The organism is Paenibacillus sp. SJS-P3, assembly GCF_056711585.1.
The window spans coordinates 2,133,863-2,157,375 of sequence record NZ_CM160043.1; the positions used below are offsets into that span (position 1 = coordinate 2,133,863).

Here is a 23,513-nt window from a genome sequence, read left to right on the forward strand (position 1 = left end):
ATGCGCGAGCTCACGGTCAACCTCGGGGACAGATCCTACCCCATCTACATCGGCCAAGGGCTGATCGCGCATGCCGGCGGGCTGTTCGCCGAGAAGGGAATCAGCCGCAAATCCCCGCTCCTGATCGTCACCGACGAGAATGTCGCGGACAGATGGCTGGAGCCGCTCGCCGCGGCGCTGGAAGCTTCGGGCTATGCCGCGGCGCGGTTCGTCGTTCCTGCCGGGGAAAAGTCGAAGTCTCTGGACATGTTCCAGAACGTCATGACGGCTTGCCTCGAAGCCGGCCTGGACCGGAAGTCCGCCATCGTGGCGCTCGGCGGCGGCGTCGTCGGCGATCTGGCTGGTTATGCCGCCGCATCCTATATGCGCGGCATCTCTTTCGCCCAGGTGCCGACGACGATTCTGGCGCATGACAGCAGCGTCGGCGGCAAGGTGGCGGTCAATCACCCGCTCGCCAAAAACATCATCGGCGCTTTCCATCAGCCGGAGCTCGTGCTGTACGATCTGGATACGCTGCTTACGCTGCCTCCGCGCGAGGTGAGCAGCGGCCTGGCCGAAGTCGTCAAGCATGGCTTGATCCGCGATGCAGGGTTCGTCGAATGGATCGTCGGCCATGCGGGGCAGCTGCTTGCGCTGGAGCCGGACGTGCTCGGCCATGCTCTGTACACGGGCTGTTCCGTCAAGGCGGATGTCGTCTCCCAGGACGAGCGGGAGAACGGCCTGAGGGCCATTCTCAATCTGGGGCATACGATCGGCCATGCGCTGGAGGCGGTCGCCGGCTATGACGAGCTGCGCCATGGAGAAGCGATCTCGATCGGCATGATCGGATCCGCCATGCTCGGCGTCGAGCTTGGAGCGCCGCGGGAAGTCTACGAGACGACAAAGCGCGCGCTGGAATCGGTAGGACTTCCGGTCACGCTGCCGGAGCATTACGATGTCGATGCCGTCATGGAAGCGATGATGCATGACAAGAAGTTCGGCGAAGGCCGGATGACCTTCATCGTGCCGACGGCCGTCGGCTCGGTCGAGATTCGAAGCGACATCGAGGCAGGAATGGTGAGAGCCATCGTCGAGAGGCTGAAGCGGGAGGAGAGATGGACATGAGCGTAAGAGGAATTCGAGGAGCGATCACGGCGGACTCCAACGAGGAGCGTCCTATTCTGGATGCGACATTGGAGGTTCTTCAGGGAATCGTAGCCGACAACGGAATTGATCCGGAAGACATATGCAGCGTCATGATTACGGTAACGGCCGATCTCGACGCCGCGTTCCCGGCGAAGGCGATCCGGGAAATGGACGGCTGGGAGCTGGTGCCTCTCATGTGTTCGGTCGAAGTTCCGGTGAAGGGCAGCCTGGAGCGGTGCATCCGCTTGATGCTGATGGTGAACACCGACCGGACGCAGCGGGAGATCCGCCATGTCTACATGAAAGGCGCAAGGGCGCTGAGACCGGATCTGAGCGGCACATCGGCTCCCTAGTACGCTGCGGCCGAGGGAGCTTGAAGAAGCTTTTCAGTCCTCCTTTTGATGATTCGGCGCTTGCAGGCCAATCCTTTCTTCTTGACGCCTGCAGTCATCGTCCTGTATAGTTGAGGCAGTTAAGCAAAGTCCGAGTGGGACTTTCCAAGGCAGTCTTCGTACATGTCCGGCGGCAAGAGGGCCGAGAGTGGCGGGGAGCCTTAGATGAGACTAGACGAGCCCGAGTTTGAGCTGAAGCATGGAGGACAGCCCGCTGCGGCTGCTTCATTCGCGATTGCCGTACTTTCCTGCAGAGGGAGTGTGGTTCGTGCATGATTCCTTGCCTGCCATCGTCTTTTTTGTCTTATCTATTTGGAACGCTCCCGCGCATGCGGGAGCGTTTTTTGCTTTACTGCCATCCTGGATTTCAAGAAGGAGACGATAAGCGATGAATCAAGAGCTTGAGACGATCAAGTCGATGGCAGGACGCTACAACCTTATTCCGGTCGTAAGGCAGCTGCTGGCCGATACGGAGACGCCGATCCGGCTGTTCCAGCATTTTGCCGGCGAGAAGCGCGCCTTCTTGCTGGAAAGCGTAGAAGGCGGAGCGAAGTGGGCGCGGCATTCCTTTATCGGCATGGACCCGTTCATGATGATCAGCGGCAAGAACGGTTCCATGGTGATGGAAACGAACGGGGAGCGCATCGAGCTTGACGGCAAGCCGCTGGAAGCGCTGAAAGCAAGATTGAGGGCATACCGAAGCCCCGAGCTTGCAGGACTTCCTTCCTTTACCGGCGGGGCGGTCGGATTTTTCGGATACGATCTGCTCCACTACTACGAGAATCTGCCGAGGCACAGGCAGGACGACCTGCAAATGAACGATCTTCAGTTCATGTTTTGCGATACGATGATCGTTTTCGACCACTTCAAGCAACAGATTCAAGTCATCGGCAACGTGCATATTCCTGAAGCCGCCACGGACAGCGACATCGAGCGCATGTACAACGCTGCGGTGGGCAGGATCGACTCTGTGCTTGAACGGATCCGGCAGCCGGTGCCTCTTCCGCTTACGTCAGGCGGAGCTCTCCCGGAAGATCCCGATCTCGGCGATATCCGCTCCAATGTCACGAAGGAGCAGTTTCTCTCAAACGTGGACAAAGCCAAAGAGTACATCCGCGCGGGAGACATCTTCCAGGTCGTTCTGTCCCAGCGGTTCCATGTCGAGACGGAAGTGGATCCGCTCCATGTATACCGGGTGCTGCGCACGCTGAATCCTTCTCCGTATATGTATTATCTCAAGATGGATGAGGAAGTCATCGTCGGCACGTCGCCCGAGGCGCTCGTGAAGGTAGCCGACGGCAAGGTGGAGACGAGGCCGATCGCGGGCACGAGGCCGCGGGGCAGAACTGCCGAGGAGGACCTCGCTCTCGAAGAGGAGCTGCTCGCCGACGACAAGGAGCGGGCGGAGCATTTGATGCTCGTCGATCTCGGCCGCAACGACATCGGCCGCGTGGCGGAGTTCGGCACGGTGAAATGCGATTCCTTCATGCAGGTCGAGCGGTATTCCCATGTCATGCATATCGTATCCAACGTGACGGGCAAAATGCGCGGCGACCGGGATTTCTTCGATGCCTTCATCAGCTGCCTGCCGGCCGGAACGGTGTCGGGAGCGCCCAAGCTGAGAGCGATGGAAATCATCGCCGAGCTCGAGAACGAGGCGCGCGGCGCTTATGCCGGGGCGATCGGCTACTTCGGCTTCAGCGGCAAAAGCATGGATACATGCATCACGATCCGGACGATCATCTTCAAAAACGGCAAAGCCTATGTCCAGGCCGGAGCGGGAATCGTCTGGGATTCGGTGCCGGTCAAGGAATACGAGGAGACGGTGAACAAGGCCAAGGGCATGCTCAAGGCGATCCGCATCGCCGAAGCGGCTTTTCCGGCGGCTGCGAAGCGGATTCCTGAGCTGCAGCTGGTCAACAGCGACTATTACGCCGATACGATGAAGGAGGCGCGGACATGATGGAAGCGATGCAAGGAGTTACAATCACCGATGCTCTCGGCCGCCTGATCGGCGGCGGCAGCTTGAGCCGCGAGGAAGCCGGAAGCGTGATGCGTCTCATCATGGAGGGAGAGGCGACCTCAGCCCAGATCGGCGGCATCGTCACCGCACTCCGCATGAAAGGCGAGACCGTGGACGAAATCAGCGGCTTCGCCGAGGTCATGCGCAGCTACTCCGACCGCGTCAGCACGACCCGCGACGGCCTGCTCGATACTTGCGGCACGGGCGGCTCGGGCATCCATAAGTTCAACATCTCCACCTCTTCTTCCATCATCGCGGCGGCTGCCGGAGTACGGGTCGCCAAGCATGGCAACCGCGCCATGTCCGGCAAGGCCGGCAGCGCGGACGTGCTGGAGGCGCTTGGAGTCAACATCAGCCTGACCGCCGTGCAGGCGGCCGAATGCCTTGAGGAGATCGGCATCTGCTTCATGTTCGCGCAGCTCTACCATCCTTCCCTGCGGCATGCGGCGGGTCCGCGCCGCGAGCTCGGCGTGCGCACGATCTTCAACATGCTTGGACCGCTCACCAACCCGGCAGGAGCCGACCGCCAGCTGCTCGGGCTGTACGACCGCTCCCGCACGGAATCCGTTGCCCGCGTCCTCGGCGGGCTCGGCCTGAAGCGGGCGATGGTCGTCTCCAGCTACGACGGATTGGATGAGATCAGCATATCCGCTGCAACGCAGGTATCGGAGCTTGCCGTGGACGGAACGGTCCGGACCTACGATCTGACGCCGGAATCGCTGGGGCTGCGGCGCTGGCCGCTGGAGGCGATATCCGGAGGCAGCCCGGCGGACAACGCGGAGATCATCCGCTCCATTTTCAGCGGACATGAGACCGGAGCCTACCGGGATATCGTTCTTTTGAACGCCGGGGCTTGCATCTATGTCGGAGACAAGGCACAATCGCTGGAGGAAGGCGTCGAGCTGGCGCGCCGCATCATCGACGGAGGAGCCGCAGCAGCCAAGCTGCAGCAGCTGATCCGCAAGACGGGGGAATACAGCCATGTTTCTGGATAAGATCGTCCATACCAAAAAAGAAGAAGTCGCGGAGCTTGCCTCCCGATTCAAGCTGGGAGAAGCCGAGAAGGAAATTTCGCGGATGGAGCCTGCCAGGGGATTCATCCATGCCGTCACCGCAGGACGGAAGCGTCCCGTCGGGCTTGTCGCGGAAGTCAAGAAGGCGTCTCCGTCCAAAGGGCTGATACGGCCGGACTTCCAGCCGGAGAAGCTGGCCCGGTCTTATGAGAGTGCCGGAGCGGACTGCCTTTCGGTGCTTACCGACAGGGACTATTTTCAGGGGTCGAACGAATATCTGACGGCCGTCTCCAGGACGGTGAAGCTGCCGTTGCTGCGCAAGGACTTCCTCATCGACTTCCGCCAAGTCTACGAGGCCAGGCTGATCGGAGCCGACGCCGTTCTGCTGATCGCCGCCATCCTGAAGCGGGCCGAGTTGAAGGAGCTGCATGAGATCGCCGAATCGATCGGGCTCGACGTGCTTGTCGAGGTTCATGACGAGCGTGAGATGGACATGGTGCTGGAGCTTGGCTTGGCTAAGCTGGTCGGAATCAACAACCGCAACCTGCATACCTTCGAGACGGATCTCGGCACGACGGCAAGACTGGCGGCGATGGTGCCGCCGGACGTGTCCCTGATCAGCGAGAGCGCGATCTCCAAGCCGGAGGACGTCGAGTATGTCGCCTCTGTCGGCGCTTGCGGCGTTCTGGTCGGAGAGCATTTCATGCGCCAGCCGGATCCCGGAAAGGCAGTCCTCGACTTGATGGAAGCGGCCGCGGCGAGATGACAGGCGCGGGATATCCAAGTCGACAGGAGTATCCTCTGCTCAAAATATGCGGCATCAGGGACGAAGCGACGGCGTGTCTCGTCGGAGGGCTTCCCGTGGATTACGCGGGATTTGTATTCGCCCGCAGCCGCAGGCAGGTATCGCCGGAGCAGGCGGGGGCATTGATTGCAGCGCTGCGTGCGGGCGCCAACCAGTCTCGCGGAGATTTCCCGTCGCCGCAAGCGGTGGGCGTGTTCGTGGATGCATCTCCGCAAGAGCTGGAAACGGCGTTGAGGCATGCTCCGCTCCAGGCGCTGCAGCTGCATGGGGACGAAGAGCCGGAGCTATGCCGGATCGCCGCCGGCTTCGGCGTTCCGGTCTGGAAGGCTCTTCATGCGGATCCGGACGGGACGCCGGCCGGCATCAGCCAGAAGCTCGGGGAATTCGCGGAGGCGGGAGCGGACGCTTTCCTGCTCGATACGGCAGGCGGCGGTACCGGCAAGACATTTGATTGGAGCTTCATACCGGCCTATCAGTCTGCGGCGCGCAGCATCGGGAAGAGGCTGTTCATAGCCGGAGGACTTCATGCCGGCAACGTATCGGGTCTGATTCAGCAATTCTCGCCAGACGGCATCGACGTCTCGAGCGGCGTTGAAGCCGCAGGCGTCAAGGACCCGGAGCTGATCCGGGCATTTACGGAAAGGGTGAAGCAAGCATGATTCAAGTACCAGACGCAAGCGGACGATTCGGCAAGTTCGGCGGCCGTTACGTTCCGGAGACGCTGATGAACGCGCTCCTCGAGCTCGAGGAGGCATACAAGCATTATTCCCAGGACCCTGACTTCCAGGCTGAAGTGAACGAGCTTCTCCATCAATATTCCGGCAGGCCGACATCCTTGTATTTCGCCGAGCGGCTGACTCAGCATCTGGGCGGAGCGAAGATCTATCTCAAGCGCGAAGACCTCAACCATACAGGCGCCCATAAAATCAACAATACGATCGGACAGGGCGTACTCGCCAAGCGGATGGGCAAGAAGAAAATCATCGCCGAAACCGGCGCCGGCCAGCATGGCGTCGCTTCCGCCACGATCGCGGCCTTGCTCGGACTCGAATGCAAGGTATTCATGGGCGAGGAAGACATGAAGCGCCAGCAGCTCAACGTGTTCCGGATGCAGCTGCTTGGAGCGGAAGTGGTGCCGGTGCTCTCCGGCACGCGCACGCTCAAGGATGCCTGCAACGAAACGCTGCGCTACTGGGTCAGCAATGTGGACGATACGTATTACATTCTCGGTTCGGTGACAGGTCCCCATCCTTATCCGATGATCGTAAGGGATTTCCAGCGCATAATCGGGGACGAGGCTCGCGAGCAGATTCTGAAGGATGAGGGACGGCTTCCGGATTATATCGTGGCCGCCGTCGGCGGCGGCAGCAACGCCATGGGCATTTTCTACCCGTTCGTAGGAGACGAGTCCGTCCGTCTGATCGGCGTCGAAGCAGCCGGACGCGGCGTGGATACGGAGGAGCATGCCGCCACGATGACCAAGGGCCGGCACGGCGTCTTCCAAGGCTCTCTCAGCTATGTCCTGCAGGATGAGACGGGTCAAGTGCAGCCGGCGCATTCCATATCCGCCGGACTCGACTATCCGGGAATCGGTCCCGAGCATGCTTATCTCAAGGACGTCGGACGGGCGGAATACTTCCCGGTCACCGACGCCGAGGCTCTCGAGGCTCTCCAGCTGCTGTCGCGGACGGAAGGCATCATTCCCGCCTTGGAGTCGGCCCATGCGATCGCGCATGTGATGAAGCTTGCACCGTCCCTGCCCGCCGACCAGACGATCGTCGTCAGCCTCTCGGGGCGCGGAGACAAGGATGTGGAAACGATTATGGGATATCTCGGAGGGCTGAAGCATGAATCCAATTGACCTCGTCTTCGAGCGGCTCAAAGCCGAGAAGCGGACGGCGCTCATTCCATTCATCACGACCGGTGATCCCGATCTGCGCACGACGGTCGATATCGTCGTCGAGCTGGAGAAGGCCGGAGCCGACATGATCGAGCTCGGCGTGCCGTATTCCGATCCGCTTGCCGACGGCCCTGTCATCCAGAAGGCTTCCGAGAGAGCTCTGCGCAATCCGATAACGCTGGAAGCATGCGTCGATGTCGCGGCCAAAGCCCGGGAGGCAGGCGTCACGATGCCCTTCATCCTCTTTACTTATTACAATCCGGTGCTCCAATACGGCCTCGAACGATTTTTCACCTTGCTCCACGAGCAGGGCATCAGCGGTCTGATCATCCCGGACCTGCCGATCGAGGAGGATGGCGAGGTGCGCGAGATGGCGGCGGAAGCGGGCGTCCATCTCGTGCCGCTCGTGGCGCCGACCTCCAAGGCGCGCGTCCAGCGGATCGCCGCCGAGGCCCAGGGCTTCGTCTACTGCGTGAGCTCGCTCGGCGTGACGGGCATGCGCAGCGAGTTCCATGCCGGCCTCGAAGGCTTCCTGGAATCGGTGCGCGAGGCGACGCCGCTGCCGATCGCCGTCGGATTCGGCATCAGCAGCCGGGAGCAGGTGGAGCGGATGAGCGCCAGCGCGGACGGAGTCATCGTCGGCAGCGCCATCGTCCGCCAGGTGGAGGAGGCGCTGCCGCTGCTCTCCGACGAAACGACGTACCGGCAAGGCATCGAGCGGATCGGCCGTTTTGTCGCCGGATTGCGGGTCTAGCCTGTCCGGCAGCCATTCCTGAATGGCTTCACAAAGAGCATCGGCTTCCTTCGGGCGTCGATGCTCTTTGTGATAGTGCAACGCTTTAAAGTGCTTCCATCTTTCCGCCATCTGTGAGACAATAGATGCCATAACGCAACACCCAGGCGGAAATCAAATCATTGAGGTGACGACCCTATGCAAGCAAAGCGCAACATCCTACATCTGCCCGTCTACCAGCCCGGCAAGCCGGTGGAGGACGTCAAGAGGGAGCTTGGACTGGACGAAGTCATCAAGCTCGCCTCCAACGAGAACCCTTACGGCAGCTCGCCGCTGGCCCGGCAGGCCATCATCGCCGAGATCGAGAACAACAGCATCTATCCCGACGGAGCCAGCATCGAGCTGACGGCGGCCATGGCCGCCAATCTTGGGGTGCAGCCGGAGCAGCTGATCTGGGGCAATGGAGCGGACGAGATCATTCTCATGATCGCTCGCTCCTTCCTGGAGCCGGGAGACGAGACGGTCATGGCCAGCGAGACGTTCTCCCAATACCGCCATAATGCCGTCGTGGAGAACGCCGTCATTATCGAGATCCCTCTGGTCGAAGGCAGGCATGACCTTCCTGCGATGCTGGCAGCCGTAACGGACAAGACGAAGGTGGTCTGGATCTGCTCGCCGAACAATCCGACAGGCGCGATCGTAACGCAGGAGGAGCTGTCTTCCTTCATGAACAGCATCCGCAGCGACGTCCTTGTCGTGCTGGACGAGGCTTACTGCCATTTCGTCGACGATGTGGACTACCACGACAGCCTGGAGCTGCTGAAGCGCTTCGACAACCTGATCTCGCTCCGCACCTTCTCCAAGATCTATGGACTCGCGGCGCTGCGCATCGGATACGGAATCGCCCACCCGTCGGTCATCAACAGCATCAACCTGGTGCGGGAGCCGTTCAATACGGCCCGAGTCGCCCAAGCTGCGGCGAGGGCGGCGCTTGCCGACCAGGACTTCGTCGACGGCTGCCGCGAGAAGAATATCCGCGAGCGCGATTACCTGCAAGGGGAATTCGACCGCCTTGGACTGAAGTATTTCCCGACTCAGGCGAACTTCATCTTCGTCGATGTTCGGTTTCCTTCCAAGGACGCTTTCGACGCCCTGCTCCGCAAAGGATTCATCACGCGGGCCAACTGGCCGAAGTCGCCGAACTGGCTGCGGATCTCCATCGGCAAGGCGGAGGACAACCGCAAGCTGATCGCGGCTCTGGAACAGGTTTTGAGAGAAGCGGCGGTGCTCGGGTAAGTTGGATACTAGAATCGCAGTTATCGGAGCCGGCCTGATCGGCGGCTCTCTTGCCCTTTGCTTCAAAGGAATGGAAGGATTCCATGTCACAGGATACTCCTACAGGCAGGAATCCGCGGACAAATACTTGAAGCTTCATGTCGTGGATGAAGCGACGACTTCGCTGGAGTCGGCCGTCCAGGAGGCCGACTTCATCTTTCTGTGCGTGCCGGTGGGGTTGATCGGCGACTACCTCGTCCAGCTCGGCAAGCTGCCGCTCAAGCCGGGCTGCATCATTACCGACGTAGGCAGCACGAAGGCCGGCATCATGGATACGGCATCGCAATGCGATCTCGGACGCGGCTTGTTCATCGGCGGCCATCCGATGGCAGGCTCGGAAAGAGCGGGAGTCGAGGCCGCTTCAAGGCATTTGTTCGAAAATGCCTTCTATATCCTTACTCCTGACCCGGCTGCGCCGGAGGAGGCTGTCGCGAGGCTCAGCAGCCTGCTTGCCTTGACGAACGCGAGAGTCGTGTCGATGGACCCGGTCCAGCATGACCGCATCGTCGGAGCGATCAGCCATCTGCCGCATCTGATTGCAGTCGCCCTGGTCAATCAGGTGCAGAAGCGGAACGAGGATTCCGGCATGTACGCCATGCTGGCGGCAGGAGGATTCCGGGATATTACGCGGATCGCTTCGAGCGATCCGACCGTATGGAGGGATATTCTGCTGGACAATCGTGATGTCGTGCTCGACCTGCTGGACGAATGGAAAGGCGAGATGAGCCGTTTCGCCGATATTCTGAGGGACGGAGACGGGGAGGCTGTCAGCGAAGCGTTCCGGAGCGCGGGCGAATTCCGCGATTCGCTGCCGGAGAGACGCCGCGGCGTGCTGCAATCCGTCTATGAATGCTACATGGACGTGCCGGATCATCCCGGCATCATCGGCAAGATCGCCACGGAGCTCGGCAACCGCAGGATCAACCTCAGCAACCTGCAGATCATCGAGAGCCGCGAGGATGTGCCAGGCGTGCTCAGGCTCAGCTTCCGCACGCAGGGCGATCTGGATCAGGCCGTCGACGTGCTGGAGCAATTCAAATATACTGTCAAGTTCTGAATAAATAGAAAGATCCCGGGATCCGGGATCTTTTTTTACAGGGGGGGACTCTTGCAGGGCGAACCGCCGACCTTCCCATCAAAGGGCATCAATCCATGCAAAAATGTCTATTTACCTCGCCAAAATAAAAAATGAAAACGCTTATTGACAAATTGAAAACGGATACATTATACTAGCACTACAGTATGGTTTCTCTCCACTCCTATCCAACTCCATCGCACGTCTTGTGCGGGCCGCCTTTTATAAGGCGGCTTTTTGTTTTTAATGCTTGTCCCATCGGTGATGATTGCGAATCTTGCTTGTCCTGCAGCACGTTCAAAACGGTTGATTCGATGAAACAAATAAACGGAAGCATCTCTGTGCCGGGCCGCCTTCTATAAGGCGGCTTTCGTTTTTCTTAAACTTTCCTCATTTTCCGATTTAACCTCCGGGCCCATGCTACAATACAGTGAGTTTTGGTCCATCCAATTTATGGGTAATGATTCTTGTCGAAGGCGGCAGGATTATGAGGTTCCTTATCGAATTGGAATCTATACAGAATGAGATCCGCCATTCCGAAATACTCATAAGAGGCCGCCCGAACTTTTTTCTTCAGACAGCGCAACTTTCTGCAGCCGCTCCGGTACAATTGTGTAACCGGAACGGAATATTTGCAGGTGAGGAGGTACTACCGCCTGTCATGGTTGATTCCGAACTTATCCGGCAAATCAAAGACGGAAATATTGAGCTCTATTCCGAATTAATGAGGCGTTACCAGCGTAAGATCATGTCCTTCATCCTTCAAATGCTGCGAAGCTCCAAGATGGAGCTTGTCGCGGAGGATCTGTGCTCCGAAACCTTCTACAAGGCCTATCGAAGCCTGAGCTCCTTCCGTGAGGTGGATGCCCAATTCTCCACATGGCTGTACACCATCGCGCGCAATACGGTGCTCAGCGAGCTGCGCAAGCAGCGCAGCATACATATCCCTCTCGAAGAGAGCGGCCTGATGCCGGCAGCGCCGGAGGAGGCGGCTCCCGAGCAGCAGATCCTTCAGGGAGAGCGCATGACGCTCGTCAGAGATGCGATCCGCACCTTGCCCGAGAAGCAGCGATCCGCGCTCGTGCTGAGAGAATATGATGGATTGGATTATCAGGAAATCGCTGATATTCTTGGAGGCACGGTCAGCTCGGTCAAATCCTTGCTCTTCCGCGCCAGAAGCAGCGTGAAGATGCAGCTGGAGCCTTACTTCGAAGAGGTTGCGAGCGAAGATTTCGAAGGGATGAAGCTGCGATGAAATGCGATGAAGTGCAGGAGGCGCTCGGCCTTTACTGGGATCTCCCTGAAGGCGATCCTTTAAAGCTGTCCGTCGACCTGCATTTGAAGCATTGCATAGCTTGCAAGGAAGATTTCCGCTTATGGGAGGAAAGCGAGCTGCTGATCAGGCAGCTCGCGGAGGAAGACGAAGCTGCTTCCTGGGAATCCGCTGAGTCAGTCAACCGACAGGTTATGGATCGAATTTATGCGGAAGACGGGTACAATCCCAAGCCGCGCATGTTTCATCCGCTGGGCAGGCATCTGAACAACCGGGTTTCGGCTGCTGTGGCAGCTTGCCTGGCGATGTTTACGACCAGCTTGTTATATGTACTGTTAAGCCGCGGCGACGCGGATTCGGAAACGGTTACCAAGACCGGGTTGATGGAGACCGCAAGCGCCTCATCGGGCACGATGTTCAAGGCAAGCTTTTCCGCCGATACTCCCGTAGCCCAGGTCAGCGATCCGTTCATACTCAATATCGTGCCTACAACGCCTCAATATTGGATCATCTTGTCCATGCTGGGGCTGGTACTGATTTTGTTCATGCTGAATTGGCTTTCGCGAATTCGCAAATAATGGTCAAACCGTTTCCGGCTGCATTTGCGGCCGGATTTTTAGGTTCAGAACGAAGGAGAGAATGGACAAGATGATGAAGCTAGGGCTGATCCGTCATGGGAAGACGGATTGGAATGCAGAGGGACGAATTCAAGGCATCACGGACATTCCGCTGAACGGAGAAGGGCGGGATCAGGCCGGAAGACTTGCGGATAGGCTGCTGAGGGACGGCGACAAATGGGATGGAGTCGTGACCAGTCCTTTGGCCCGTGCGCGTGAAACCGGGCGAGTGATTGCCGAGAAGCTGGACATTCCGCTGCTTGAGCCGGAACAGCTTCTGTCGGAGCGCAGCTTCGGTCTTGTGGAGGGAACAAAGGAAGCGGAAAGGATAGAGCGTTGGGGAGCGATGTGGCGGACCCATCCAGATGCGGGCATCGAGTCGGATGAACGCGTGCAGGAACGAGGACAAGCCTTCGTCGCCAGCATGGAGAAGCTGTACCCTGATTCCAGGCTGCTAGTCGTTACCCACGGAAGCTACCTGGCTCAACTGCTGGAAGTTCTCTGCGACGGACTCAGCCAAACCTATCTCAACAACATGTCCTATTCCATTCTTGAGTTCGACGGCAGCAAGTGGACGCCGCTGCTTCATAATTGCACCCTCCACCTCGAGAACTAAGCCGAGTCCGGTTTCATGCCGCCTTCGCCTTCCGGCGAAGGTTTTTTTCGTTCCCGCCATGTCTTAAACTTCGAGGATCTTCCCATAATGGTACTAGCAAATGGCAGGAGGGAAGAGAGAATGAACTTCGCGGATATGCTGGGTTACGCCGATATCGCCCAGCTCAGTCGGATAGCGGACGTATACCAATGCGAGTGCAACGGACATTCCAAAAACGAGCTGATTCAGTCCATCCTTTCCAAGGTGGGATCAAGGGAAGTATTCGAGGCTCAGGTGGGCAGCATGCGTTTGGAAGATTTGCGTTTCATCAACTCTCTGCTATTCGACAAAAGGGAATTGTTCAGCCTGGAAGAGTTGATTGCACGGGTGCAATCGAGCAAGCTTCAAGAAGATGAGGCTGATGGCGGGTCACGGATAGCGGAAACGAAGCGTCCGCTTGCGGACAGCGTTCCGAAAAACCGCCGCAAGGGCAAAGCTCAGCCCGTACCTGAATCGGGCCCAAGGGAAATCATCTCCCGCTTCAAGCAGCAAGGCTGGCTGTTCAACGGAATAAGCGGCCCGGAGCGGTATCTGTTTCAGATTCCGAAAGATCTGAAGGTGAAGTTCCGAGATGCGCTGGGACGGCGCTTCCGTGAAAGCCTCATCTATGCGGGCGAGCCTTCCGTCTACAGGGATGAACAGGAGCTGCTCGGCGAGGACGTACATGCGTTGCTCTCCTATGTCCGCCATCACGAAGTGCCGCTGACGAGAGACGGATACATGCACAGGCGTACAGTCATGCAGATTATGGAGAGCTTCGGCGTGCAGGAGGAGCCACCGGCCAAAGCGGCATTCCGCTTCGGATACGGGCGCCGATTCCGCGAATATCCCGAGCGATTCTCGCTGGTCTATGATTATTGTTTCTATAATAAGTGGATCGTGGAAGATGAGGACATGCTCGTCTTGTCGGAGAGGGGAACCGAGGCGCTATTGGACAGGCGCGCGGCGACAGCCGAACAGCTCTATCGCTTCTGGCTTCGGCTGTATAAGGGCGCAGTCCCGAATCTTCTGTCCCTCGCTCATTGGATCGACGATTTGGCGGACCGCTGGGTGACGGCGGATTCGCTCCGAGCTGTCCTCCTTCCCTTCATCAAGCCTTATTATTACGATACGGCCGATTCCGTGATGGACAAGCGGATTCTCATGATGCTTCTGCATCTGGGCATGCTGCGGATCGGGGAAGACGAGAAGCTGGGCACCGTCGTGAGGATGACCAAGCTGGGAAGCGCGGTCGTGGCCGGCGTCCATGTGGAGCATCAGGACGTGCTGCATGTGGAGGCGGGCGGCGATCCCGTACTCTAGCAAGTAGCACTCGGGCTGCCGCACATTTGATTGGAGCGGGCTTCTGTAATCTTCCCTCTGAAGTCCGGCGGAATAGAATGATAGCAGGAAGAATGGCTGCGGGCAGTCTCTACATCTATACGCTCTACCTGAAAGGAAACTAGTAACGGGCATCATGAAGATCTAGGAGAGAGCTTGTATAGGTGCACGGATGATTCGATACGGAGGTGTATCCTATGATGGACAAATTGAAAGCGAACTATGAAGTCATGCTGGGTCTGACAGCTGAAATGATCCTGGATGAAGCCTTGCTTAAATTTCGCAGAGCCAAAATCTATGCAGCCATAAACGATGCGCTCGAAACCGGAGACAGGGATCGCTTCCAGAAGCTGTCCGAGGAGTGGAACGCTCTCCGCCGCTGAGTTTTCCCGCTTCATGTCGGCCTTCGGTCCGGCCGCTTCCGCGGCTGGCCGGAGGCTGTCGTTTTTTTTGCCCCGACGGACACGCCGCCGACACGCAGGCCGGTTGCTGCCCGAGGAGTGGATGTCCGGAGCGGAACGAATGAACCTGGCAGGCTGAGGATGTTGGCAAAAACGTCCCTTCAAGGTAACATAAGGGAGGCGAAAATAACGAAGGAAGTGGAACTGCATGAAATTCAGCGAAATTGAACGTCAGCGCTGGCCCGAGCTGCAGCCGTACATGGATACTTGCCTGCTTCCGGTGACCGGTCTTTCCGGCACGGAATCTCCTTGGCAGGCGGCTGAGGCGCTCGAGAAGCTGCGCGATCTGCTTGACGCGGCGGAGATTCCGTTCAAGGGCAGAATCATTTCTTATCCGGCCGTGCAGTATCGCTCCGGCCATGATCTGGCCGAATTGGACGAGCTGTGCAGGAAAGTCAAAAGCGGTGGCTTCCGCTATGTCATCGCTGCATCGGCTGCCGTCGACCTGTCGGGGCTGGAGGAGGCGGACTTGGCGCTTGGCCCGGACGACAGCGGAGCGCTGCCGGGGCCTTCCGATATCTCCTTGCGGATCCGGGAGTTATGGAAAGCCTGACAGAATGGAATGAAGCTTTTGCGACGAATGGGATGCATAATTTCTTTCCGCGAAGGGGAAACCATTTGTCAGGGAATGATTGTAAACTCGCCCCCGTGCGATCGCCCTCAAATGTGACAAATTAGCAACAAACATGGGAGCGATTTTTGAACATTGAACTTCCAAATTCTTGACGCTCCCAAACGTCTAAAGTATGATAGGAATTGCTTGGTTCGACACGGAATGTCTGGCGGACAAGGCATCCGATATGGTTGCAAAGGGGGTTGAACAGATGAGTACTCACGAAAATCAAGAATCCGCACACGCTCCCGTGAAGCGCAAGGAAATGTCGAGAAGGCAGTTTTTGGCTTACACCCTCGGAGGAGCCAGCGCATTCATGGCCGGCGGAGCCGTCCTGCCCATGATCCGGTTCGCCGTTGATCCGCTGCTGGAGAAACGCTCCGCAGGCAGCTTCGTCAAGGTCGTGGAAGAGAGCAAAGTGAAGGTCGGCGAGCCGACGGAGTTCAAGTTCAAAATTCATCAAGTCGACGGGTGGTATGTAAGCGATCCCGAGCAGGCCGCATGGATCATGAAGGACGACAACGGCAAGATTTTCGCGCTTTCTCCGATCTGCAAGCACTTGGGCTGCACGATCGGCTGGAACACCGAGAAAAACAACGAATATGTGTGCCCTTGCCACGGCGCCCACTACACCGTAGACGGCAAAAACCTGTCTGTAGCGCCGGCTCCTCTTGACGAGTATCAGGTCAAGATCGAGAACGGCTTTGTTTACCTGGGCGATATCGTTCCGAACACAAGGGTTTAGGAGGCGTTAATTCAGATGTTTAAAAGCGTATACAACTGGATCGACGAACGTCTTGACGTGACGCCCCTGTGGAGGGATGTTGCGGACCATGAGGTGCCGGAACATGTCAATCCCGCGCATCACTTTTCAGCCTTCGTCTATTGTTTCGGAGGATTGACGTTCTTCATTACCGTTATCCAGATACTGTCCGGCATGTTCCTCACCATGTACTACGTTCCGGATATTATCAACGCTTACGCGAGCGTGGACTATCTTCAGCACAAGGTGCCGTTCGGCTCGATCGTACGCGGCATGCACCACTGGGGAGCCAGCCTCGTTATTGTCATGATGTTCCTACATACGCTTCGCGTCTTCTTCACCGGATCCTACAAGGCTCCGCGCGAGATGAACTGGGTTGTCGGCATGCTGATCTTCTTCATCATGCTTGGACTCGGCTTCACCGGTTACCTGCTTCCTTGGGATAACAAAGCGTACTTCGCAACCAAGGTCGGCATTCAGATCGCCGATTCGGTGCCTTATATCGGGGAGTACATCAAAGTCTTCCTGCAGGGAGGAGACATCGTCGGAGCGACTACGCTGACCAGGTTCTTCGCGATTCACGTGTTCTTCCTTCCAGGCGCCCTGCTGGCTCTGCTGGCTGCGCACTTCTTGATGATCCGCAAGCAAGGCATCGCGGGTCCTCTATAACGGTAGAGGAGGGACTCACATGGCGCACGGCAACAATTCAAACGAAAAAGTCGTTTATGTCGGCGATTCACGTGTTCGCAAGCGCGAAACCGTCAACAGCATCCCGCCGGACTACACTTCCTTCCCTGGACGTTCGGAAGCCTTCATTCCGAACTTCCTGCTGAAGGAATGGATGGTCGGCTGCGTCGTGCTCGTCGGATTCCTCGTTCTTACGATCGCAGAACCGCCACCGCTCGGTTATCCGGCGGATCCGACCAACTCGGCATTCATTCCGATGCCGGACTGGTACTTCCTGTTCCTGTACCAGCTGCTCAAGTACCCTTGGGTATCCGGCTCGTACGTACCGCTCGGCGTTATGGGCGTGCCTGGCGTCGCTTTCGGCTCGCTGCTGCTTGCTCCGTTCCTGGATACGGGCAAGGAGCGCCGCTTCTACCGCCGTCCGATCGCAACGGCTCTCATGCTCTTGTCGCTGGTGTCGTGCTATTATCTGACCAAGGTCAGCTGGGACCACTATCAGCATGAGCTCGAGATCACCAATACGGTGCCGGAGCATATCGAGCGCGAGGAAAAAGCCCGCGAAGCGGCCGCTTCCGGCGAAGAACCGCCTTCGGCAACGAAGCCGAAGGAGGACGTCGCTCTCGTCGATGCCGACAACGCCGGCGTGAAGACGATCATGGAAAAGGCCAAATGCATGACTTGCCATGGCACGGATCTGAAAGGCCAAGCCGGAGCGAAGATTCCATCCCTGCACGGCGTCGGCGATCTGCTGGACAAAGCGCAGCTGACGGATATCGTCACCAACGGCAAGGGCGGCATGCCGGCCTTCAAGGACACTCTCTCCGCGGAAGAGATCGATACGCTCACCACTTGGCTCGCCAAGCAAAAAGCGGCTCAATAAGACAACCAGCCTGATCGTTCCCGGACGATCAGGCTTTTTCGTCAACCGACGCGCTTATCATTATTTTAAAGGGCGACACGCACGCTAACCAAGGAGGCTCATCGTCTTGTTTTCGAATTTGTTCAGCCGCTATGCCTTGTTGAATCGCCGATTCCTGTGGCTGCTGCTCGTCGTCAATGCGCTGGGCACCGTGTACGGATACTATTGGTATAAAGGACAGCTGGAAGCGACCGTCGACGCCGGCAATCCGCTCTGGCAGCTCGTGTTCGTTCCGGACAGCCCGACAGCCAGCCTTTTCTTCACCTTGAGCCTGCTTTACCTGCTCTTTCCGCCTGCGAATCCGGGACGGCTCGGCAAGACGGTCCGTGTCTTGATCGAAGGTCTTGGAACCGTCACATCGGTGAAATACGGCATTTGGGCAACAACGATCATTCTCGCCGGCGCTGCCCGGGGAGAGATGCTGGAGCCTGCGCATTTCATGCTGATGGCTTCACATCTGGGCATGGCGCTTGAAGCTCTTCTCTATGTCCGTTTCATGGCTTTGGGCAAGATCGCCGCGCTGGCGGCGGCCGGATGGCTGCTGCTCAACGATTATTTCGATTATCACTACGGCATCTACCCCTATCTGCCAAATGCGCTTGAAAACGATGTGCCCGCTGTGCGTACATTCACGATCGGGCTGTCGATATTCAGCTTGCTGGCCGTCTGGCTGGCGCAAACGATCGGGCGCAGGAGGCAAGGACGCTGACTTGCAGTACCCTCGAATGACGATCTGACTCAAGCGCTGAAGGTGGCCGCTCCGCATGCCGAGAATCCGCTTCAATCGTACAAGCCGTACATATCTCCCTATCCGCAAGCATAGTAGTAGGATAGACAGGAGGGATAGGCATGTCCGGCAAATGGACTGGAGTGTGGATCGGCTTACTGACAGGGGCGGCTGCCCTGCTGCTGCTCCATGGAGCGGTGTACGCTTCGGGCAGCGCATACATCGGCAATTCGGAGATCGGCTCGGCTGCCGAGCCCGTGCAAAGGTTCCGGAGCACCGCGAACAACCTGTACACGGCCGTCGTGAACGGGGAGCGCAGCAGCTCCTATTACGAGTTTGTCAAACTTGCGAAGCTTGCCGGCGACCGCAGCCTGCGCTTGCATGGATATAGCGCCGGCTGGGCGGCGGTCGACAAGAGCCTGTCCGAGGCCAAGGCAGCGCTGTCCGCAGGGACAGAATCGGACAGGCTTCTGGAGGCTGCGTCGAGGCTGAGGCTGGCGGCGGACAGCTTGGCGGGAGGCGACGAGGCGTTATGGCTGCAGTACGAGCCTCTGCTCAAGGAGGATGCCCGGCAGATCGCGATCGCTTGGACGACTAGCGGCAGCTTGGCCGAGGCTGCGGCAACGGCGAGGCTTGCCACCCTCGAGCGGCACTGGGAGGTCATCGAGCCTGCCGTGCTGCTGAGCCGCGACCCGCTTCAGGCCGAGGCGATGAGGGAGGCTGTGATCTACACCGGGAAGCTGCTGAAGGCGGGCGGCGACTCTCAGTCAGCTTGGATCATTCAATCCTTCCGTTCTCTTTCGGAGACGGCGGGCACGCTCTTCCGCGCCGAAGGGTCGGAAGGCAAGGAAGATACGGAGCCTGCCGTCGCGCCGCCAGCGAGTCCGATCATGCCGGGAGGCTGGATGCTTTATACGCTCGTGCCTCTCATTGCCGCCGTGCTGGGCTATGCCGGCTGGAGCAATTACCGCGGCGGCCAGCATGGCGTCCGGGTGCTTCCGGCCAAAGGCGAGCCGCCAAGCCATAACGGAGTCGCTCGCAAATAAAAGAAGAAGCCTGGCCGGCAACCGGTCAGGCTTCTTCTTTGAATCCTTCTCCAAGCACGTCGTGGACGTCATTGATGACGATGAATGCGCGGGGGTCGATGCTGCGGACGATCATGCGAAGAGTGCGGATTTCCTGCCGCGAGACGACGCAGTAAACGACTTGCTTGTCCGTTTTGGAGTAAGCTCCGACGGCGGGAATAAGCGTGACGCCGCGCTCCATTTCCACGGTGATCTTGTCGGCGATGGCCTCGCCGTGCTCGCTGATGATGGAGAACGCCTTGGCCGCATACGCGCCTTCCTGGATGAAGTCGATCAGCTTGGAGGCGATGAATACGGCGACGAGAGTGTAGAGCACCTTCTCCTTCGGAATGTAGATGAGCGACAGGCCGATGATGATGGCATCCGCCGCCAGGATGACCTGGCCCATGCTCCATCCTTTGGAGCGGGTGAGGATGCGCGCGGCGATATCGACGCCGCCTGTCGTGCCGCCGAAGCGGAAGACGATGCCAAGGCCCATGCCGAGCGTGACGCCGGCGTAAAGGGCAGCCAGAATGAAATCATGCTCGGCGTAGAAAGGCACCATCCATCCGGCCGAAATCGCCTTTTCGAAGATGGCCAGAAATACGGAGAGGCTGACGGTTCCGATGATCGTCATGACCATGGACAACTTGCCGAGAATGCGGAGGCCGACCAGGAACAACGGAATGTTCAGGACAAGCGTCGTAATGGACAGCTTCCATCCGAGCGCATAGTTGAGAAGTATGCCGATGCCGGTAACGCCGCCTTCCATCAGCTGGTTCGGGAGGACGAAGTACTGAAGTCCAAAGGCATAAATGGCAGTTCCCAGCATGATCGGGAAGATCGTGCGATAAATGTAGTTCCATTGAATCTTGGATAGCTTGGACATAGACGGTTTCTCCTTGACGATGACTTCGCTTGCCTGCCATGGGCGCGAGCCGTTAGTAGGCAGGGGCTTAAATATTGTGTTCAAAACTGCTTTAGGATAACATAGGTAAAGATACCTTGCAAAGAAGGGAACTTGTCCATGAGCGAAAAATCTCTTGCCGCCATCCAGCGGGAAGTCGACGAATACATAAGCCAGTTCAAGGAAGGGTACTTCAGCCCCTTGTCTCTCATGGCCAGACTCACGGAGGAATGCGGCGAGCTGGCGAGGGAGATCAACCATACGTACGGGGAGAAGCCCAAGAAGCCGGACGAGGCGGACAATTCCGTCGAGATGGAGCTGGGGGACATCCTCTTCATCCTGAATTGCTTCGCCAATTCGCTGAACATCGATCTGACGAAGGCGCATGATGCCGTCATGCACAAGTTCAATACGAGGGACGCGGACCGCTGGACCCGCAAAAACGGCGAACCGCAATAAAGCCCCTGGCATATGCTGTAACCATCATCCTCTGAGAAGGAAGGTGGGCGGATGGACGGGGAAAGCTGCATCAAGAAAGCATACGAATCCATACTCGGCGGCGACTTCGACGGCGCGATCGGATGGTTCCGGCAAGCAATCGACATGGAGCCTGACAATGCGTCTTTTCATTATAAATGCTCCGTCTCTTGCACGCGCAGCGGCAGATGGGAGCTGGCCCTTCATCATGCCAGACTTGCAAGCGAGCTGGATCCGGGCCATGCGGAGTACCGCTTCCATCTGGATGTCGTGGACTCCCGCAGGCTCGTCTCGGATGCCAAGCTGCTGCTGGCGGCCGGACCTGCCCATGCCTCCGAAGCTCTTCTATTCGCCCAGGAGGCCCGGCTTCTGGATCCGCTCAACGCCGAGGCCAGCCTCGCGGCCGGACAGTGCTATTACGTGCTCAATCGGCTCCAGAATGCAAAAGATTGCGTGATGGAAGCATGCAGGCTGGATCCTTCCTCCGAGGAAGCCCGCATCCTGCTGCGCAAGCTGAACCGGGCGATCAAGCCGACGAACAAGCCGCGCTGAACGGTATGGAAGCCGACTACTTAACTCGAGGTGATCGATATCATGAATACTCCTATCAAAGTCGCGGTAGCCGGCGCTTCCGGACGAATGGGCCGCGAAGTCGTCAAGCTGGCCCTGCAGGATGAAAGCTTCCAGCTGACGGGCGCCATGTCCCCGTCGGCCGGCGCTGTCGACGCGGGCCGTCTTGTCGGTCTCGAGCCATGCGGCTTGACGGTGTCTCCATCGCTGGAGGCGATGCTGGACAGCGGAGAAATCGACGTTCTCGTCGATTTCACCGTGCCGCAGTCCGCATATTCCAACACGCTGGAAGCCGTAACGCGCGGGATTCGCCCTGTCGCCGGCGTGACCGGCTTTACTCCGCAGCAGATCGCCGAGCTGGACGAGCTGTGCAAGCAGCAGGGGATCGGCGGGCTGATTGCTCCGAATTTCTCCATCGGGGCGATTCTGATGATGAAATTCGCCGCGGAAGCCTCCAAACATTTTCCCCATCTTGAAATCATCGAATATCATGGGGACCAGAAGCTCGACGCTCCCTCCGGCACTTCAATCAAGACGGCCGAGCTTATCTCCGAGGCGCGGCGCGAGCTGAAGCAAGGCAATCCTCGGGAGGAAGAGACGATCGAAGGCGCTCGAGGCGGCTACTATGACGGCTTCAGAATCCACAGCGTGAGGCTGCCCGGCGTGTTCGCCCAGCAGGAAGTCGTCTTCGGAGCGTTCGGGCAGACGCTCAAGATCCGCCATGATTCCTATGACAGAGCCGGCTATATGCCGGGCGTCGCCCATGCGATCAAGAAAGTGATGACATATGAAGGCCTCATCTATGGATTCGAACATATCATGGAACCGTGACAGCGACCGAACAAACGCATCGATACATGAAGGAGTGAGAGCGATGCTTAGCATTGCATTTATCGCGCATGACCGCAAAAAAGACGAGATGGTCAACTTCGTCACCGCTTACGAGGAAGCATTCATCGGCAACAAGCTGTATTCGACCGGCACGACGGGCTCGCGCATCATGGAAAAGACATCTCTCAACATCCACCGGTATATGTCAGGTCCGCTCGGCGGGGACCAGCAGATCGGAGCGCTCGTCGCCCAGGATCAGCTCGACCTCATCATTTTCCTGCGGGATCCGCTCATGGCTCAGCCGCATGAACCTGATATCATCGCCCTGCTGCGCCTCTGCGATGTCCAAGGCATACCGGTGGCGACCAATATCGCGACCGCGGAGCTGCTCGTCAAGGCGATGCAGCGCGGGGACTTCGCTTGGCGCGAGCTGGTAGACAAGTACAAGCCGGAGTAAGAAGATGAGACAGCAGACAGACATACTCGTCTTCGGCGCCCATGCGGACGATGCGGAGATCGGCATGGGCGGCACGATCCTGAAGCATACCGATGCCGGAATGACGGTCGGGATCTGCGATTTGACGGAATCGGAGATGAGCTCCAACGGAAACGTCGAGCTTCGCAAGCAGGAAGCCGAGACAGCCGCCAGAATTCTCGGCCTGACCGTCCGCAGCTGCCTGGGCCTTCCCGACCGCGGCCTGACGGGGGAAGCATCCCAGCTGGCTGCCATCACCAATGAAATCAGGCTGCGCAAGCCTAGAATCGTGTTCGCTCCTTATTGGCAGGACCGCCATCCGGATCACAACGCGGCCAGCGCCATGGTCGAAGAAGCGGTATTCAACGCCAAGCTGAGACGTTATTTGCCGGATTCGGACCTGGAGCCGGTCAACGTGGAGCAGCTTGTTTTTTATTATATCAATGACCAGCGCGACATCGCCTTGACCGTGGACATCAGCAGCTACATCGGCCGCAAGCTCGAAGCGCTGTCGGCGTACCAATCGCAGTTCGCCCCGGCAGCCGCAGGCGACGGCAGGGTCGATACGCCATTGACTCAAGGCTATGTCAAGCGGGTCGAATATCGCGACTACCTGACCGGACAAGCGGCGGGCTGCCCGCATGCGGAAGGCTTCGCGCTCAAGAAGCCGCATCCGGTGTCGCATTTCATCGGCTGATGCCTAAAACCCCGGTTAGGGGAATACATATGGAAGCAGAGCGCCACGAGCGGGAG

Annotated in this window: 27 protein-coding genes; 26 read left to right on the top strand and 1 reads right to left on the bottom strand. The window is 58.3% G+C overall.

What is annotated here, in order from left to right:
- The 21 genes from aroB to AC06G8_RS09900 all read left to right on the top strand — a co-directional run bounded on the left by aroB (position 1) and on the right by AC06G8_RS09900 (position 19,482).
- Entirely contained in the window at positions 1-1,104 is a 1,104-nt protein-coding gene (gene aroB, locus AC06G8_RS09800) for a 3-dehydroquinate synthase (RefSeq protein WP_447661764.1), read from the top strand.
- Entirely contained in the window at positions 1,101-1,478 is a 378-nt protein-coding gene (gene aroH / locus AC06G8_RS09805) for a chorismate mutase (protein WP_048746911.1), read from the top strand. Before aroB ends, aroH begins: the two co-directional genes overlap by 4 nt.
- A 427-nt stretch (positions 1,479-1,905) precedes the next feature.
- Entirely contained in the window at positions 1,906-3,480 is a 1,575-nt protein-coding gene (gene trpE, locus AC06G8_RS09810; RefSeq protein WP_447661763.1) for an anthranilate synthase component I, read from the top strand.
- Positions 3,477-4,535: an anthranilate phosphoribosyltransferase gene (trpD, locus tag AC06G8_RS09815; RefSeq protein ID WP_480285152.1), complete on the top strand. Its 1,059-nt coding sequence runs from the start codon at positions 3,477-3,479 to the stop codon at positions 4,533-4,535. The genes trpE and trpD overlap by 4 nt, the downstream gene beginning before the upstream one ends.
- Positions 4,522-5,319 carry an indole-3-glycerol phosphate synthase TrpC gene (gene trpC, locus AC06G8_RS09820; RefSeq protein WP_480285153.1) on the top strand — a complete coding sequence of 266 codons (798 nt, stop codon included), beginning with the start codon at positions 4,522-4,524 and terminating at the stop codon, positions 5,317-5,319. The genes trpD and trpC overlap by 14 nt, the downstream gene beginning before the upstream one ends.
- The gene (locus AC06G8_RS09825) at positions 5,316-6,017 is read left to right on the top strand and encodes a phosphoribosylanthranilate isomerase (RefSeq protein ID WP_480285154.1); all 702 of its coding nucleotides are present in this window, start codon (positions 5,316-5,318) and stop codon (positions 6,015-6,017) included. The genes trpC and AC06G8_RS09825 overlap by 4 nt, the downstream gene beginning before the upstream one ends.
- Positions 6,014-7,219: a tryptophan synthase subunit beta gene (trpB, locus tag AC06G8_RS09830; protein WP_447661759.1), complete on the top strand. Its 1,206-nt coding sequence runs from the start codon at positions 6,014-6,016 to the stop codon at positions 7,217-7,219. The genes AC06G8_RS09825 and trpB overlap by 4 nt, the downstream gene beginning before the upstream one ends.
- On the top strand, positions 7,206-8,012 hold the full coding sequence (gene trpA, locus AC06G8_RS09835) for a tryptophan synthase subunit alpha (protein ID WP_447661758.1): 807 nt from the start codon (positions 7,206-7,208) through the stop codon (positions 8,010-8,012). The genes trpB and trpA overlap by 14 nt, the downstream gene beginning before the upstream one ends.
- Before the next feature lie 177 nt (positions 8,013-8,189).
- Entirely contained in the window at positions 8,190-9,287 is a 1,098-nt protein-coding gene (gene hisC, locus AC06G8_RS09840; protein WP_480285155.1) for a histidinol-phosphate transaminase, read from the top strand.
- Position 9,288: 1 nt separating this feature from the next.
- Positions 9,289-10,383 carry a prephenate dehydrogenase gene (locus AC06G8_RS09845; RefSeq protein ID WP_480285156.1) on the top strand — a complete coding sequence of 365 codons (1,095 nt, stop codon included), beginning with the start codon at positions 9,289-9,291 and terminating at the stop codon, positions 10,381-10,383.
- Between the two features lie 679 nt (positions 10,384-11,062).
- Positions 11,063-11,656: an RNA polymerase sigma factor gene (locus AC06G8_RS09850; RefSeq protein WP_447661755.1), complete on the top strand. Its 594-nt coding sequence runs from the start codon at positions 11,063-11,065 to the stop codon at positions 11,654-11,656.
- Positions 11,653-12,252, top strand: a complete 600-nt coding sequence (locus AC06G8_RS09855) for an anti-sigma factor family protein (protein WP_447661754.1) — start codon at positions 11,653-11,655, stop codon at positions 12,250-12,252. Before AC06G8_RS09850 ends, AC06G8_RS09855 begins: the two co-directional genes overlap by 4 nt.
- Before the next feature lie 70 nt (positions 12,253-12,322).
- A complete protein-coding gene (locus AC06G8_RS09860; protein WP_480285157.1) occupies positions 12,323-12,907 on the top strand; it encodes a histidine phosphatase family protein in 585 nt (194 codons plus the stop codon).
- 120 nt (positions 12,908-13,027) lie between these two features.
- Positions 13,028-14,248, top strand: a complete 1,221-nt coding sequence (locus AC06G8_RS09865; RefSeq protein ID WP_480285158.1) for a hypothetical protein — start codon at positions 13,028-13,030, stop codon at positions 14,246-14,248.
- A 215-nt stretch (positions 14,249-14,463) separates the two neighbouring features.
- Positions 14,464-14,649 carry an IDEAL domain-containing protein gene (locus AC06G8_RS09870; RefSeq protein WP_021877924.1) on the top strand — a complete coding sequence of 62 codons (186 nt, stop codon included), beginning with the start codon at positions 14,464-14,466 and terminating at the stop codon, positions 14,647-14,649.
- A 226-nt stretch (positions 14,650-14,875) separates the two neighbouring features.
- Positions 14,876-15,280, top strand: a complete 405-nt coding sequence (locus AC06G8_RS09875; RefSeq protein WP_447661751.1) for a DUF2487 family protein — start codon at positions 14,876-14,878, stop codon at positions 15,278-15,280.
- 271 nt (positions 15,281-15,551) lie between these two features.
- Positions 15,552-16,085, top strand: coding sequence for a Rieske 2Fe-2S domain-containing protein (locus tag AC06G8_RS09880; protein ID WP_480285159.1), 534 nt, complete (start codon positions 15,552-15,554; stop codon positions 16,083-16,085).
- Between the two features lie 15 nt (positions 16,086-16,100).
- On the top strand, positions 16,101-16,772 hold the full coding sequence (qcrB, locus tag AC06G8_RS09885; protein ID WP_048746929.1) for a menaquinol-cytochrome c reductase cytochrome b subunit: 672 nt from the start codon (positions 16,101-16,103) through the stop codon (positions 16,770-16,772).
- A gap of 19 nt (positions 16,773-16,791) precedes the next feature.
- Complete coding sequence (locus AC06G8_RS09890) at positions 16,792-17,670, top strand: menaquinol-cytochrome c reductase cytochrome b/c subunit (RefSeq protein WP_076356355.1); 879 nt, start codon at positions 16,792-16,794, stop codon at positions 17,668-17,670.
- 106 nt (positions 17,671-17,776) lie between these two features.
- Positions 17,777-18,418, top strand: a complete 642-nt coding sequence (locus tag AC06G8_RS09895) for a DUF1405 domain-containing protein (protein ID WP_480285160.1) — start codon at positions 17,777-17,779, stop codon at positions 18,416-18,418.
- 140 nt (positions 18,419-18,558) lie between these two features.
- Positions 18,559-19,482: a sporulation protein YpjB gene (locus AC06G8_RS09900; RefSeq protein WP_480285161.1), complete on the top strand. Its 924-nt coding sequence runs from the start codon at positions 18,559-18,561 to the stop codon at positions 19,480-19,482.
- Between the two features lie 25 nt (positions 19,483-19,507).
- Here AC06G8_RS09900 and AC06G8_RS09905 read toward each other — a convergent pair whose 3' ends face one another.
- Entirely contained in the window at positions 19,508-20,389 is an 882-nt protein-coding gene (locus AC06G8_RS09905; RefSeq protein WP_447661747.1) for a YitT family protein, read from the bottom strand.
- A 138-nt stretch (positions 20,390-20,527) separates the two neighbouring features.
- On the opposite strand from AC06G8_RS09905, the gene AC06G8_RS09910 reads away from it, so the two are divergent.
- From AC06G8_RS09910 to bshB1, 5 genes are read left to right on the top strand one after another with little or no spacing between them, the layout of a single operon-like run.
- A complete protein-coding gene (locus tag AC06G8_RS09910) occupies positions 20,528-20,866 on the top strand; it encodes a nucleotide pyrophosphohydrolase (protein ID WP_447661746.1) in 339 nt (112 codons plus the stop codon).
- Positions 20,867-20,917: 51 nt separating this feature from the next.
- Positions 20,918-21,436, top strand: coding sequence for a tetratricopeptide repeat protein (locus AC06G8_RS09915; protein ID WP_480285162.1), 519 nt, complete (start codon positions 20,918-20,920; stop codon positions 21,434-21,436).
- A 42-nt stretch (positions 21,437-21,478) separates the two neighbouring features.
- A complete protein-coding gene (dapB, locus tag AC06G8_RS09920; RefSeq protein ID WP_447661744.1) occupies positions 21,479-22,285 on the top strand; it encodes a 4-hydroxy-tetrahydrodipicolinate reductase in 807 nt (268 codons plus the stop codon).
- Positions 22,286-22,328: 43 nt separating this feature from the next.
- The gene (locus tag AC06G8_RS09925) at positions 22,329-22,742 is read left to right on the top strand and encodes a methylglyoxal synthase (protein WP_447661743.1); all 414 of its coding nucleotides are present in this window, start codon (positions 22,329-22,331) and stop codon (positions 22,740-22,742) included.
- Positions 22,743-22,746: 4 nt separating this feature from the next.
- Positions 22,747-23,457, top strand: a complete 711-nt coding sequence (bshB1, locus tag AC06G8_RS09930; RefSeq protein ID WP_480285163.1) for a bacillithiol biosynthesis deacetylase BshB1 — start codon at positions 22,747-22,749, stop codon at positions 23,455-23,457.
- Positions 23,458-23,513 lie beyond the last annotated feature (56 nt).

Coding starts and splice junctions, on each gene's coding strand:
- aroB (WP_447661764.1), top strand. CDS start 1: ATGCGCGAGCTCACGGTCAACCTCGGGGACAGATCCTACCCCATCTAC.
- aroH (WP_048746911.1), top strand. CDS start 1,101: ATGAGCGTAAGAGGAATTCGAGGAGCGATCACGGCGGACTCCAACGAG.
- trpE (WP_447661763.1), top strand. CDS start 1,906: ATGAATCAAGAGCTTGAGACGATCAAGTCGATGGCAGGACGCTACAAC.
- trpD (WP_480285152.1), top strand. CDS start 3,477: ATGATGGAAGCGATGCAAGGAGTTACAATCACCGATGCTCTCGGCCGC.
- trpC (WP_480285153.1), top strand. CDS start 4,522: ATGTTTCTGGATAAGATCGTCCATACCAAAAAAGAAGAAGTCGCGGAG.
- AC06G8_RS09825 (WP_480285154.1), top strand. CDS start 5,316: ATGACAGGCGCGGGATATCCAAGTCGACAGGAGTATCCTCTGCTCAAA.
- trpB (WP_447661759.1), top strand. CDS start 6,014: ATGATTCAAGTACCAGACGCAAGCGGACGATTCGGCAAGTTCGGCGGC.
- trpA (WP_447661758.1), top strand. CDS start 7,206: ATGAATCCAATTGACCTCGTCTTCGAGCGGCTCAAAGCCGAGAAGCGG.
- hisC (WP_480285155.1), top strand. CDS start 8,190: ATGCAAGCAAAGCGCAACATCCTACATCTGCCCGTCTACCAGCCCGGC.
- AC06G8_RS09850 (WP_447661755.1), top strand. CDS start 11,063: ATGGTTGATTCCGAACTTATCCGGCAAATCAAAGACGGAAATATTGAG.
- AC06G8_RS09855 (WP_447661754.1), top strand. CDS start 11,653: ATGAAATGCGATGAAGTGCAGGAGGCGCTCGGCCTTTACTGGGATCTC.
- AC06G8_RS09860 (WP_480285157.1), top strand. CDS start 12,323: ATGATGAAGCTAGGGCTGATCCGTCATGGGAAGACGGATTGGAATGCA.
- AC06G8_RS09865 (WP_480285158.1), top strand. CDS start 13,028: ATGAACTTCGCGGATATGCTGGGTTACGCCGATATCGCCCAGCTCAGT.
- AC06G8_RS09870 (WP_021877924.1), top strand. CDS start 14,464: ATGATGGACAAATTGAAAGCGAACTATGAAGTCATGCTGGGTCTGACA.
- AC06G8_RS09875 (WP_447661751.1), top strand. CDS start 14,876: ATGAAATTCAGCGAAATTGAACGTCAGCGCTGGCCCGAGCTGCAGCCG.
- AC06G8_RS09880 (WP_480285159.1), top strand. CDS start 15,552: ATGAGTACTCACGAAAATCAAGAATCCGCACACGCTCCCGTGAAGCGC.
- qcrB (WP_048746929.1), top strand. CDS start 16,101: ATGTTTAAAAGCGTATACAACTGGATCGACGAACGTCTTGACGTGACG.
- AC06G8_RS09890 (WP_076356355.1), top strand. CDS start 16,792: ATGGCGCACGGCAACAATTCAAACGAAAAAGTCGTTTATGTCGGCGAT.
- AC06G8_RS09900 (WP_480285161.1), top strand. CDS start 18,559: ATGTCCGGCAAATGGACTGGAGTGTGGATCGGCTTACTGACAGGGGCG.
- AC06G8_RS09905 (WP_447661747.1), bottom strand. CDS start 20,389: ATGTCCAAGCTATCCAAGATTCAATGGAACTACATTTATCGCACGATC.
- AC06G8_RS09910 (WP_447661746.1), top strand. CDS start 20,528: ATGAGCGAAAAATCTCTTGCCGCCATCCAGCGGGAAGTCGACGAATAC.
- AC06G8_RS09915 (WP_480285162.1), top strand. CDS start 20,918: ATGGACGGGGAAAGCTGCATCAAGAAAGCATACGAATCCATACTCGGC.
- dapB (WP_447661744.1), top strand. CDS start 21,479: ATGAATACTCCTATCAAAGTCGCGGTAGCCGGCGCTTCCGGACGAATG.
- AC06G8_RS09925 (WP_447661743.1), top strand. CDS start 22,329: ATGCTTAGCATTGCATTTATCGCGCATGACCGCAAAAAAGACGAGATG.
- bshB1 (WP_480285163.1), top strand. CDS start 22,747: ATGAGACAGCAGACAGACATACTCGTCTTCGGCGCCCATGCGGACGAT.